Source organism: Clostridium sp. AWRP (assembly GCF_004006395.2).
Taxonomy (GTDB): Bacteria; Bacillota; Clostridia; order Clostridiales; family Clostridiaceae; genus Clostridium_B.
Genome location: NZ_CP029758.2, coordinates 235,827 through 248,684 on the forward strand (window position 1 = coordinate 235,827; position 12,858 = coordinate 248,684).

Sequence of the window (12,858 nt, forward strand, 5' to 3'; positions counted from 1 at the left end):
TTAGAATATGATATGATAATAAAGGTAAATAAATTTACCTTTTAGTTTGAAAAGCAAAGGAGATTAGGAGTGAAAAGGGAATGTTTTTTAGTATAGGAACTGATATGGGAATAGATCTAGGTACAGCAACCGTACTTGTTTATATTAAAGGCAGGGGGGTAATTTTAAAGGAACCTTCAGTTGTTGCCATAGATAAGATAAAAAATAGAGTACTAGCTGTAGGAGAAGAAGCATGGCAGATGATAGGTAGAACACCTGGTAATATTGTTGCTATTCGTCCATTAAAAGATGGAGTTATATCTGATTATGATGTAACGGAAAAAATGCTGAAGTATTTTATAAGCAAGGCTTGTGGTAAAAATAGGATATCTTCACCGAGAATAGTTGTTTGCGTTCCATGTGAAGCTACTGAAGTTGAAAAAAGAGCTGTAATTGATGCGGCTAAAAATGCAGGTGCAAAAAAGGTGTTTTTAATTGAAGAACCACTAGCAGCAGCTATAGGAGCTGGCATTGACATAACTAAGGCAAGTGGAAATATGGTAATAGATATAGGTGGAGGAACAACTGATGTAGCAGTAATTTCACTTGGAGGAATAGTTGTAAGATCTTCCATCAAAGTTGCAGGTGATAAGTTCGATGAAGCTATAATGAAATATGTAAGAAAAGAACATAAACTGATGATTGGCGAAAGAACTTCCGAAGATTTAAAAATAAAAATAGGATCTGCTTTTGATAGAGATGAAGAAGTAAGTATGGAAATAAGAGGCCGTGATTTAATTACAGGGCTTCCTAAAAATATAACTGTATCTTCTGCAGAAATGAGAATAGCGTTAAAAGAAACTGTAAATTCTATAGCAGATACAACTCGTGCAGTACTGGAAAAAACGCCGCCAGAATTATCAGCCGATATAGCTGATAAAGGTATTTTTATGACTGGTGGAGGTGCACTTTTAAATGGATTGAGTAATTTAATACAAAAAGTAACTAATGTACCCGTTTATGTTGCAGAAGAACCAGTGTCATGTGTAGCGCTAGGTACAGGCAAAGTACTTGAATATTTAGATAAAATGGAAGTAGTTTTTAGTGGCGATGATATAACGTTAATAGATTAAAACAAAGAACAAAATCTAACTTATTTAGTATTATGTATCTTTTAATAAGTTAGATTTTAATTTTCTTAAATACACTAAAATGTTAGATATAGTTAAATATCAGTAAAGATGTTGTTGTAATATAGATAATATGAATGAATTAATGAATAAAGTATTACTTCAGCCATACTTAAAACTAAATTAAGACGTATATTATTGCTGGTATTATTAAATAAGTCTTCATTGTTATTTGAGTCAACTATACCTATTATTGAGGAATTTCCTACATCCGGGAGAGATTTTCCTACACCTTTGCCAGGATGAACGGGGAAGTCTCTTACTTGGATATCGCCTATAGTTTCTAGATCACCTAAACAAGCATCTATTCCTATAATGTTTTTATGCGGGTGAAGTAAATTTATTTTATTCAGTTTGCTTTCAATGTTTAAAGCATGTATAGGATCTGAAATTGTACCGTAGACAGGTAGAGGAAAATGCTTACATTTTAAAAGTGTACCTACTAGGGGACCCAGGCAGTCTCCTATATATCTATCGGTACCAATACATACAATTATGGTATCGTTATTAATGTAATTTTTTAAAAAATAGGCAAGTTTGTAATATGCTAAGGGATCTTTATAATTACTTTTTGCTTTATTCAATATATTCACCTTCTTTTATGTATGTACTTGCGAAGAACACTATATATAATTTATATGATGACTTTATATAAATTATTAAGGCTAAATTAAGTGAATATGATTTTGAAAGAAATATAGAGAAATATGGAGAAAGGTATATGTAATATTGAAATTTAATCATATATTAAATTTGATAATAAGTAAATAAAACTGTATACTAATTTACGTTGAGTACGTTCTTGTTTTAAGGAACGTATGATAATAAGATAAGCTGGCATGGCTCAGCAGGTAGAGCAACTGACTTGTAATCAGTAGGTCGTGGGTTCGATTCCTACTGCCAGCACCAAATATGGAGGAATTCCCGAGTGGCCAAAGGGGGCAGACTGTAAATCTGTTGTCAGTGACTTCGATGGTTCGAATCCATCTTCCTCCACCATAAATGTAAGGGCGCATAGCTCAGCTGGGAGAGCATCTGCCTTACAAGCAGAGGGTCATAGGTTCGAGCCCTATTGTGCCCACCATTTACAATAATAATAGAATAAGCTGGCATGGCTCAGCAGGTAGAGCAACTGACTTGTAATCAGTAGGTCGTGGGTTCGATTCCTACTGCCAGCACCAAATGCGGAGGAATTCCCGAGTGGCCAAAGGGGGCAGACTGTAAATCTGTTGTCAGTGACTTCGATGGTTCGAATCCATCTTCCTCCACCATAAATATAAAGACACTTTTAGGTGTTTTTTGTTTTATAAAAATTGTATAATCTTAACAAATGAAAAATTATGTTATAGCTCTTATCAAGAGAGGCGGAGGGAACAAGGCCCTATGAAACCCGGCAACCAGTGAAAGTCACCAAGGTGCCAATTCCTGCAGGATTCTGCAAGATAAGAGAGTAGTTAAGTTATTTAACCTCTTCTTATCGAAGAGGTTTTTTTAATTGAAATGTCACTTTTGACATTTCAGTTTTATATTGTGAATATAGGATTTGAATTTGCATTTAATGTAAGAGTAATTCATTTAATGTAAGAGTAATTCATTTAATGTAAGAAAAAATATGTTTTTACATGGGAGGTATAGAAAATGAGAAAACTATTTACATCTGAATCAGTTACAGAAGGCCATCCAGATAAAATGTGTGATCAGATTTCAGATGCTATCTTAGATGCCATACTGGAACAAGATCCTTATGGAAGAGTAGCATGTGAAACTGCAACTACTACAGGTATGGTTTTGGTTATGGGTGAGATATCAACCAATTGTTATATCGATATTTCAAAAATAGTTAGAAATACTGTAAGAGAAATAGGATATACTAGAGCTAAATATGGATTTGACTGCGATACTTGTTCGGTAATAAGTTCGATTGATGAACAATCATCGGATATAGCTATGGGAGTTGATAAAGCCTTAGAAGCCAAGGAAGGTTCAATGGAAGCCATAGAAGCTATAGGCGCTGGAGATCAGGGCATGATGTTCGGATTTGCTACAAATGAAACTCAAGAATACATGCCTATGCCAATAAGCCTTGCTCACAAACTTGCAAAAAGATTAGCACAGGTTAGAAAAGATAAAATTTTAGATTATTTAAGGCCAGATGGAAAAACTCAAGTTACTATAGAATATGAGGACAATAAACCAGTTAGAGTTGATACCATAGTAGTATCTACTCAGCATGACGAAATGGTAACTAGAAAACAAATTGAAACAGACATAATAAACAATGTAATAAGACCTGTTGTACCACGAGAGTTTTTAGATTATAAAACTAAGTATTTTATAAATCCAACAGGAAGATTTGTTGTTGGAGGTCCTCAGGGAGATTCTGGACTTACAGGAAGAAAGATAATAGTAGATACCTACGGTGGTTATGGAAGACATGGCGGCGGTGCTTTTTCTGGTAAAGATCCAACCAAGGTTGATAGATCTGCTGCTTATGCTGCAAGGTGGGTAGCAAAAAATTTAGTGGCTGCAGGTATTGCAGATAAGTTGGAAATACAACTTGCTTATGCTATTGGTGTAGCAAAGCCTGTATCTATAACTGTAGATACTTTTGGTACAGGAAATATACCGGAAGAAAAAATAGTAGATATAGTAAATAAGGTATTTGATTTGAGACCAGCTGCTATAATAAAAGATTTAAATCTTAGAAGACCTATATATAGGCAAGTTGCGGCTTATGGACATTTTGGAAGAACTGATATTGATGTACCTTGGGAAAGATTAGATAAAGTTGAAGAAATAAAAAAATATATGTAAATAATGAAAAGCTCTATATTGTAGTATGATATAGAGCTTTTTTAATATGTTAGATTAAGACAAAGTTTAATGTGGTATAATTATTTATAAACATATGATTTTGTTTGTAAATAGGAGTAGGAGAGATTCTATGCAAGAATTACAGGGAATTGTAGAGAGTATAATATTTCAAAATAAAGATAATGGGTATGTAGTTGCTAAAATAAGAGAAAATAAAGACGTAGTAACTATAGTAGGATGTATACCTAATATAATTGAAGGACAAAATTTGAAGGCTGTAGGGGAATGGGTTCTTCATCCTCAGTTTGGAAATCAATTTAAGGTGCAGGCTTTTGAAGAAATAATACCTAGTACTACTATTGGCATAGAGAGATATTTGGCATCTGGGATAATAGCAGGAATAGGCCCTGTAACAGCAAAGAAAATAGTAGAGAAGTTTGGTGAAAATACTCTTCAAATATTGGACAATAACATAGGAAGGCTAAAAGAAATAGAAGGTATAGGAACAAAAAAAATAGCTTTAATAGAGGAATCCTATTCTAAACAAAATGAAGTGAGAAATATAATGATATTTTTGCAAACTTATGGAATAACTCCCAGCCAGTGTGTTAAGATACATAAAAAATTTGGGGCAGATTCTATAAGTATTGTGAAAGAAAATCCATATACTCTTACAGAAGAAATAAGTGGTATAGGTTTTAAAACGGCAGATAAGATAGCAAGAAGCCTTGGAATAGAAAATAATTCTCCATTTAGAATACAAAGTGGAATAAGGTATTTGGTGAACAAGTTTTGCAGCTTGGGAAATACGTATATGCCTATAGATAACCTTATAAAGGAAGGTGTTGACATACTCCATATAACTCAAAAAGAACTGGAAGAAAACATATATGAAAGTTCTGTAAATGGAAAAATAAAATTGGAGAAGTGGGAAGATAAAGTATGTGTATTTTCTATGACTTACTATTATTGTGAATTGAGTGTAACTAGAAAAATATTGATGCTGGCTTTTACTAAATATAAGGACGTGGATTTTAATATAGACAAAGAGATAGAAGATTTTGAGCAGGAAAATAATATGAACTTTGCTGTTTCTCAAAAAGAGGCTATTAGAGGGGCAGTTGAAAATGGAGTGGAGATAATAACAGGAGGTCCTGGAACAGGTAAAACTACAATAATTAATTGCATAATTAGATTATTTGAAAAAGCAAAGCTTAAAGTTTTAATGGGTGCTCCCACGGGAAGGGCAGCAAAGAGAATGTCAGAATCTACAAAACGAGAATCAAAGACAATACATAGGCTTCTTGAAATGGGGGTGGGAAGTGATGAAGAAGCTTTATTTTTTTCAAGAGGAGAGCAATCACCACTGAAATGCGATGTAGTTATTATAGATGAGGCTTCTATGATAGATATAGTGCTCATGAATAACTTATTGAAGGCTGTCTCTATGGGAACTAGGTTAATAATAGTAGGTGATGCAGAGCAGCTTCCATCTGTAGGACCTGGAAATGTGCTCAGAGACTTCATAGACAGTAAATGTATTAAAGTAGTTAGATTAAAAGAGATATTTAGGCAATCAAAAGAAAGCATGATTATAGTTAATGCCCATAAGATAAATTCTGGAGAAATGCCCATTTTAAATAAAAAGAATAAGGATTTCTATTTTATAAAATGTCAGGATCCTTCGGATATATTAGATACATTGGTAGGATTAATAGATAAAAGGCTGCCAAATTTTAATAGTAATTGGAATAAAATAGAGGATATTCAAATACTATCTCCTATGAGAAAGGGAATTTTAGGAGTATCAAATTTAAATAAAAAACTTCAGCAAGTTCTAAATCCTAAAAGCTCTAATAAGAGAGAAAAAAAGTTTAGAGACATTACTTTTAGGGTAGGAGATAAAGTGATGCAGATTAAAAATAATTATACTTTAAAATGGCAAGGTATTTCAGAAGAAAACAAGGAAAGTGGTATGGGTGTTTTTAATGGTGATTTTGGATATATAGAAGACATAGATGAAGAAAAAAATAGAGTGGTAGTTGTGTTTGACGAAGAAAAAAGAGTCATATATGATAGTATGTACTTAGATGAGTTGGATTTATCTTATGCAATAACCATACATAAAAGTCAAGGTAGTGAATTCCCGGTAATTATTATACCTATGTTTATGGGACCGCCGCTGCTTATGAATAGAAATTTATTGTATACGGCTATAACTAGGGCAAAACAGATGGTAATACTTGTGGGAAGTTTAAAAGCCTTAAATTTTATGATAAATAATAATAAAAGTTTTGAAAGGTATTCGTTATTGAAATATAGAATAATGGATATAATGGAGAGTGAAACAAATGCTACTGTGGAATGAAACATGTCTTATTAATGAGAGAAAAAAAATAAGTGAGAATATAGTAAAATGGAGTGGTACCAAAGATACTTTTTTAAATTGCATTTCAGTTCCTTACAATTCTACTGAAATCTTTCTGGGGGTTATTGAAAAGTACATAAGACAAAATAAAAACATTATTTATATTACTAACGAAAAAATGGGTAATGTGGATATAATAAAAAATATAAAAAAGTATACACATTTTATGGACTATCACTATGTAAAAGGAGGTAAAAGTAATTTAAATTGTAAATTGCAGATATGCAATTTTGAAAATGCGGCAAAATTGGAAAAGGAGTTTGAATTAGTCATATATGATGATATAAGTAGTTTTTCATTATACAATAAGTACGAGATATGCAAATTAATTAGCAAATTAACTCATGAGGATAGTAAAGCTATAATATATTCTATAGAAAGTATAGTTGAAAATAGCAAAAAGGTATTTTTGCCTGCTAAGAATGAAGGATTAATAATCGAACCGAGGAGTATACTTACTAGACTGAATATGAATAAAGAAATGCCTTTTTTGGTATACGATTATTTAAAATGGTCAATAAGTATAGGTAAGAAGATAATAATATATGTACCCAGCGAATATAAAATAGATATGGTAGCTTCATATATGCATAAATATTGTAAAAGTTTAACACAGGATATAGTATGTTTTGCTAATGGGGAAACGAATAAGAAATTAATCTATAAGTTTTTACAGACAAAAAACTCAGTATTAATAACTAACTGTTTTGAACAAACTGTATTAAATGCAAAAAATTCAGAATTAATAGTATATTTTGCAGATGATGTTAACTTTACTTATAAAGAATTTGTTTACTTGTGTGGGAGTGTTGGAAGAGGTGAAAAAAATTTAAAAGAGGAGGTTATACTGGTTTCCAATGTAGAGACAGAAGAGATTGAGAAAGCAAAGAGTATAACTAGTAATTTTAATAGGGAAGCATGGAACATGGGATTACTAAAAATTTAAAATTTTTATTGGATTGTGTACTAGGGCTTATATATTGTGGAGATGAAAGATGTATACTGTGTAAAAAGGATATATATGATGATAGAACCATATGTAAAGATTGTGAAAGCAATATAAAAGTTTGTAAAGACAGTTTTGAAATTGGATATGATGATAAAAAATTTCAATGCTATAGTAGTGCTTATTATTCTGGAACGATGATGGAACTTATAATAAAATTAAAATACAAGAGTTCTTTTAAAGCTGGAGATGTCATAGCAAAGTGTATGAGAGATATTATGACTAGCAATCACATTGACTTTAATGTTTTTACATATGTACCTATGACTAAGAAAGCATTGAAAAATAGAGGATATAATCAAGCTGAATATTTGGCGAACAGTTTGGCAAGGTATGCTAATAAGCCTGTTATATGCTGTCTAGACAAAATAAAGGAAACAAAGGATCAAATAGGATTGGATAAAACAGAGAGATGGAGTAATATGTCAGAAAGCTTTCAGGTACGCAATAAAAAAATTATAGAAAATAAAAAAATTTTGTTAATAGATGATGTTTTAACTACTGGTGCTACAGCTTTTGGGTGCTGTTCAGAACTTTTGAAAAATGGAGCAAAAAAAATTAGCGTATTGACTGGAGCAAAAAGTAGAGTATAATTTTATTAGTCAAGTTAGGTCTGTGGTTGAAAGTCGATGCCAGTCGCAGGCGAAACGATCCACGTAAGTTAGATAAAATATTTAATGAGCATGGTGCGGCTTAGAAGTAAGTCCTGCCGTAAAATACGAGAGGATTAGTAGTGAGAGGTTAATTCCCGGTAGCGAAAGTTCCAGCAGGCGAGTGTGGGGGCAAAGACCAGGTCAGCTAACTTGCAAATGCACTAACAGTGCAATATAGTAGCCTTTTTTAAGGCTGCTGTATTAATTTTAAAAGGTTATTTATTATTAGTTTTTGCTATTAATTAAGAAAGTAGTATGAATGTGTCGTTAATAGCTATTGTAATTTATGATAAACAGTATTAAAATATAACTAACAAAACATAGATTAATCCTTTACATATGTTTAGGATTACAATAGGAAGGGGCTGGAAATATGAAAATAACTGTAAAAGGGAAAAATATCGTGGTAACTGATGCATTGAAAAATGCGGTGGATAAGAAGCTATGTAAGCTAGAAAAATATTTCAACCCTGATGTAGTAGCACATGCTACATTAAGCGTACAAAAAACTAGACAAATAATTGAGGTCACTATTCCTTTTGGGGGAGTTATACTAAGAGGAGAAGAAGGAAACTCAGATATGTATGCTTCAATTGATTTAGTTGTGGATAAATTAGAGAGACAGATAAGAAAGCAAAAGACAAAACTGCTAAGAAGAAATAATTCAGAATCTTTAAGATTCCAATTCATACCAGATGAGTCAGAAAAAGATAAACAAGAACAAAAAATAGTTAGAACCAAAAAATTTGCAATAAAACCAATGTCATCTGAAGAGGCAGTCCTTCAAATGGAACTTTTAGGTCATAGTTTCTTTGTATATCAGGATGCTGAAAATGGAGAAGTGAATGTAGTATATAAAAGACGGGATGGAAATTACGGATTAATAGAGCCTGAATTTTAAAAGTTAGATGCAATAAAGGGGGAGCATAAAGCTTCCTCTTTTTATGGCTTAAAAATAGGCAGTATATTATTAAACTAAGGTAAACTATTATTTAATAAGTTGAATACCCAATAATTAGATGATATAATTTATAAAGTGTATACTTTTGTAAACAAATTTAACATGGTGAGGATGAAAATAATGAAACTTTTTCAGAAAATATTCGGTTCATATAGTGAACGGGAAGTAAAAAGAGTTATCCCTATAGTAGATAAAATAGACAGTTTGGACTCAAAAATGCAGGGATTGACTAATGAAGAACTTAGAGCAAAGACAGATGAATTTAAAGATAGACTTTCTAAGGGTGAATCTTTAGATGAAATATTACCTGAAGCTTTTGCTGTTGTTAGAGAGGTAGGATATAGAACAATAGGTTTAAAGCAATATAGAGAGCAACTAATAGGTGGAGTAGTGCTCCATCAAGGAAGAATATCAGAGATGAAAACTGGTGAAGGTAAAACACTTGTTGCTACCGCACCTGCATATTTAAATGCACTTACAGGAAAAGGAGTTCATATAGTTACAGTAAATGACTATCTGGCAAAAAGAGATAGAGATACCATGGCACCTATATATGAAGCACTAGGACTTAAAGTAGGTGTAATACTACATGATTTGGATCAAACGCAGAGACAGGAAGCATACAATTGTGATATAACTTACGGAACTAATAGTGAGTTTGGGTTTGACTATTTGAGAGACAATATGGTTATTTATAAAGAAGAAAGAGTACAAAGAGGGCTTAACTTTGTTATAGTGGATGAGGTTGACTCTATTTTAATCGATGAAGCAAGAACACCTCTTATTATTTCAGGTGAAGGAGAAAAGTCAACAGAATTTTACAATATTGCGGATCACTTTGCAAAATCGTTAAAAAAAGAGGATTATGATGTAGATGAAAAGGCAAATTCAGTAATACTTACAGATACAGGTGTAAAAAAGGCTGAAAACTTCTTCCAATTGGCCAACTATGCGGATCCAGAGAATATGGAGATACAGCATTATGTAGTTCAATCTTTGAAAGCTAACTATATAATGAAAAGAGATAAAGATTATATGGTAAAAAATGGAGAAGTACTCATTGTAGATGAATTTACAGGAAGAATGATGGAAGGCAGAAGATACAGCGATGGGTTACATCAAGCTATAGAAGCTAAGGAAAATGTAAAAGTAGAGAGAGAATCAAAGACACTTGCAACTATTACTTATCAAAATTATTTTAGGATGTTTAATAAATTATCAGGTATGACAGGTACTGCACTGACGGAGGAAAACGAATTTAGAGAAATATACGGACTTGATGTAATAGTAATACCTACTCATAAACCTATAGCGAGAATGGATTACCCTGATGTAGTTTATAAAAGTGCGAAAGGAAAGTTTAAAGCTATAGCAGATGAAATATATGAAACCTATAAAAAGGGTCAGCCTGTACTTGTAGGTACAGTAAGTATAGAAAAATCTGAGTTACTTTCAGATATGTTAAAGAAAAGAGGAGTGCCTCACCAAGTTCTAAATGCTAAGTTTCATGAAATGGAAGCAGAAATAATTTCTCACGCAGGAGAAAAGGGAACAATTACTATAGCAACTAATATGGCAGGTCGTGGTACTGATATAAAGCTTGGCAAGGGTGTAGTTGCCCTTGGTGGACTTAAAATAATAGGAACTGAAAGACATGAGTCAAGAAGAATTGATAACCAACTTAGAGGACGTTCAGGGCGTCAAGGAGATCCAGGTACATCAAGATTTTATGTATCACTAGAAGATGATCTGATGAGAATATTTGGTTCAGATAGACTTCAGGGAATAGTTGAAAAATTGGGACTCAAAGAAGATGAGGCCATAGAAAGTAAAATGGTTACAAATGCTATAGAAGGTGCACAGAAAAAGGTAGAAGGAAATAACTTTGATATAAGAAAAACTTTACTTCAATATGACGATGTAATAAATAAGCAGAGGGAAATTATATATAGACAGAGATCTCAGGTACTTGAGGGAGAAGACCTTAGAGATTACATGATTGATATGATAAAAAGCTTAGTAACTTCTGTTGTAGATTCTCATATATCTGGTATAGAAGAAGATTTTGAAGATGAAGTAGAAAAGCTAATGAAATATATGGAAGAAGTTTATGTACAAAAAGATTCCGTAAAGAAAGAAAATATTATAAATCTTTCTAATGAAGAAATTAAACAGAAATATATAGATATAGGCCAAAAAATTTATGAAGAAAAAGAAGAAGAGTGTACTCCAGAGCAGATGAGAGAAATTGAGAGAGTTATTTTACTTAGAGTTGTTGATACAAAGTGGATGGATCATATAGATGATATGGAGCACTTAAAGAGAGCTATTGGACTTAGAGCCTACAGGCAGCAGGAGCCAGCGCAAGCATATCAGTTTGAAGGCAGCGAAATGTTTGAGGAAATGATATATAATATTAAGTTGGATACTGTTAAGTATCTTCTTCATGTACAAATCGAAAAAGCACCTGAGAGAGAAAGGGTAGCTAAGAACGTAGTTACTAATCAAGGTGAAGAAACTGCAATGAAGAAAAAACCTATAAGGAAAGAAAAAACTGTAGGAAGAAATGATCCTTGTCCTTGTGGCAGCGGTAAAAAGTATAAAAATTGTTGTGGAAGACTTGCAAATAACTAAGATGATATTGAGGTGGTCGTATGATAATTGATTTGGAAGAATCCCTATCAAAATTGAGCATATTAAAAAAAACATTAAATAAAATAAAGGAGTCTCTTTGACCTGGGTAACTATAAGAATAGGATAGAAGAGCTGCAGATGAAAATGCAGGAACCTAATTTTTGGGATGACCTGGAAAAAGCTCAGGAAGTAACTTCTAAGGAAAAGTTTTTAAATGAAAAGATGGATATGTATAATAAGTTGGAGAGTAGAATAAGCGATGCAGAAATTCTAGCTCATATTGCGGAAGAAGAGGAAGATATGTCTGGCTGCAAAGATATATTATCTGAAGTGGAAGATATCCAAAACATAATTGATAAACTTAAAATAGAAATACTTTTATCAGGAGAATATGATAAAAACAATGCCATATTGAATTTACATGTGGGAGTAGGTGGCACAGATGCTCAGGATTGGACGGAGATGCTTTTGAGGATGTATACCAGATGGGCAGAAAAATCTAGATATAAAGTTGAGACTTTAGATATTCTTCCTGCAGATGATGCTGGAATAAAAAGTGTATCATTAAGGATAATAGGGGAATTTGCTTATGGATATTTGAAAGCTGAAAAGGGTATCCATAGATTAGTTAGAATATCACCTTTCAATGCTAATGGGAAAAGACAGACTTCTTTTGCATCTGTAGAGGTTTTGCCGGAACTTACCAAAAATCAAGATATAGACATAAGGCCAGAAGATTTAAGGGTAGATACCTATAGGTCTTCTGGTGCAGGCGGACAGCATGTAAACAAAACGGAATCTGCAGTTAGGATAACTCATATACCTACGGGTATAGTTGTACAGTGCCAGAATGAAAGAAGTCAGCATTATAATAGGGAAACTGCAATGCTCATGTTAAAATCAAAACTTGTGGAACTTAAAGAAAGAGCACATAAGGAAAAAATAGAAGACCTTGCAGGAGAACTTAAGGACATGGGATGGGGAAGCCAGATAAGATCCTATGTATTCCATCCATATACTCTTGTAAAAGATCATAGAACTGGAGTAGAGAATGGAAATGTGTCTTCAGTAATGGATGGAGAAATTGATAATTTTATATTAGCTTATTTAAGACAGCAGGCAAAGTAAGAAAAGTGCTATCAGGCGTATAATCTGATAGCATTTATTTGCATCCATTTTTAACTCGTAATTGA

9 protein-coding genes, 5 tRNA genes and 1 riboswitch are annotated in these 12,858 nt (G+C 32.7%); of the genes, 13 read left to right on the forward strand and 1 reads right to left on the reverse strand.

What is annotated here, in order from left to right; genetic code table 11:
- The first annotated feature begins 80 nt into the window (after nt 1-80).
- Entirely contained in the window at nt 81-1,112 is a 1,032-nt protein-coding gene (locus DMR38_RS01145; RefSeq protein ID WP_013236940.1) for a rod shape-determining protein, read from the forward strand.
- A gap of 92 nt (nt 1,113-1,204) precedes the next feature.
- Here the strand turns inward: DMR38_RS01145 and yyaC are convergent, their stop codons facing one another.
- On the reverse strand, nt 1,205-1,753 hold the full coding sequence (yyaC, locus tag DMR38_RS01150; protein WP_127719617.1) for a spore protease YyaC: 549 nt from the start codon (nt 1,751-1,753) through the stop codon (nt 1,205-1,207).
- Nucleotides 1,754-2,002: 249 nt separating this feature from the next.
- On the opposite strand from yyaC, the gene DMR38_RS01155 reads away from it, so the two are divergent.
- The 12 genes from DMR38_RS01155 to prfB all read left to right on the forward strand — a co-directional run bounded on the left by DMR38_RS01155 (nt 2,003) and on the right by prfB (nt 12,793).
- Nucleotides 2,003-2,078, forward strand: a tRNA-Thr gene (locus DMR38_RS01155).
- Nucleotides 2,079-2,083: 5 nt separating this feature from the next.
- A tRNA-Tyr gene (locus DMR38_RS01160) sits at nt 2,084-2,168 on the forward strand.
- Between the two features lie 9 nt (nt 2,169-2,177).
- Nucleotides 2,178-2,253, forward strand: a tRNA-Val gene (locus DMR38_RS01165).
- A 21-nt stretch (nt 2,254-2,274) separates the two neighbouring features.
- A tRNA-Thr gene (locus DMR38_RS01170) sits at nt 2,275-2,350 on the forward strand.
- A 5-nt stretch (nt 2,351-2,355) separates the two neighbouring features.
- Nucleotides 2,356-2,440 (forward strand) — tRNA-Tyr (locus DMR38_RS01175).
- Nucleotides 2,441-2,518: 78 nt separating this feature from the next.
- A riboswitch (SAM riboswitch) is annotated at nt 2,519-2,618 on the forward strand.
- Between the two features lie 189 nt (nt 2,619-2,807).
- Entirely contained in the window at nt 2,808-3,983 is a 1,176-nt protein-coding gene (gene metK / locus DMR38_RS01180) for a methionine adenosyltransferase (RefSeq protein WP_127719618.1), read from the forward strand.
- 130 nt (nt 3,984-4,113) lie between these two features.
- Entirely contained in the window at nt 4,114-6,351 is a 2,238-nt protein-coding gene (locus DMR38_RS01185; protein WP_127719619.1) for an ATP-dependent RecD-like DNA helicase, read from the forward strand.
- Nucleotides 6,335-7,357, forward strand: coding sequence for a hypothetical protein (locus DMR38_RS01190; protein WP_127719620.1), 1,023 nt, complete (start codon nt 6,335-6,337; stop codon nt 7,355-7,357). The genes DMR38_RS01185 and DMR38_RS01190 overlap by 17 nt, the downstream gene beginning before the upstream one ends.
- Entirely contained in the window at nt 7,330-8,010 is a 681-nt protein-coding gene (locus tag DMR38_RS01195) for a ComF family protein (RefSeq protein WP_127719621.1), read from the forward strand. Before DMR38_RS01190 ends, DMR38_RS01195 begins: the two co-directional genes overlap by 28 nt.
- Before the next feature lie 433 nt (nt 8,011-8,443).
- Entirely contained in the window at nt 8,444-8,971 is a 528-nt protein-coding gene (gene raiA, locus DMR38_RS01200) for a ribosome-associated translation inhibitor RaiA (protein ID WP_127719622.1), read from the forward strand.
- A gap of 180 nt (nt 8,972-9,151) precedes the next feature.
- Nucleotides 9,152-11,665, forward strand: a complete 2,514-nt coding sequence (secA, locus tag DMR38_RS01205) for a preprotein translocase subunit SecA (protein ID WP_127719623.1) — start codon at nt 9,152-9,154, stop codon at nt 11,663-11,665.
- Nucleotides 11,666-11,685: 20 nt separating this feature from the next.
- A protein-coding gene (prfB, locus tag DMR38_RS01210; protein WP_127719624.1) for a peptide chain release factor 2 occupies nt 11,686-12,793 on the forward strand; the annotation gives its coding sequence in 2 pieces (ribosomal slippage) (nt 11,686-11,763 and nt 11,765-12,793; 1,107 coding nt in all).
- The last annotated feature ends 65 nt before the right edge of the window (nt 12,794-12,858 follow it).

Coding starts and splice junctions, on each gene's coding strand:
- DMR38_RS01145 (WP_013236940.1), top strand. CDS start 81: ATGTTTTTTAGTATAGGAACTGATATGGGAATAGATCTAGGTACAGCA.
- metK (WP_127719618.1), top strand. CDS start 2,808: ATGAGAAAACTATTTACATCTGAATCAGTTACAGAAGGCCATCCAGAT.
- DMR38_RS01185 (WP_127719619.1), top strand. CDS start 4,114: ATGCAAGAATTACAGGGAATTGTAGAGAGTATAATATTTCAAAATAAA.
- DMR38_RS01190 (WP_127719620.1), top strand. CDS start 6,335: ATGCTACTGTGGAATGAAACATGTCTTATTAATGAGAGAAAAAAAATA.
- DMR38_RS01195 (WP_127719621.1), top strand. CDS start 7,330: ATGGAACATGGGATTACTAAAAATTTAAAATTTTTATTGGATTGTGTA.
- raiA (WP_127719622.1), top strand. CDS start 8,444: ATGAAAATAACTGTAAAAGGGAAAAATATCGTGGTAACTGATGCATTG.
- secA (WP_127719623.1), top strand. CDS start 9,152: ATGAAACTTTTTCAGAAAATATTCGGTTCATATAGTGAACGGGAAGTA.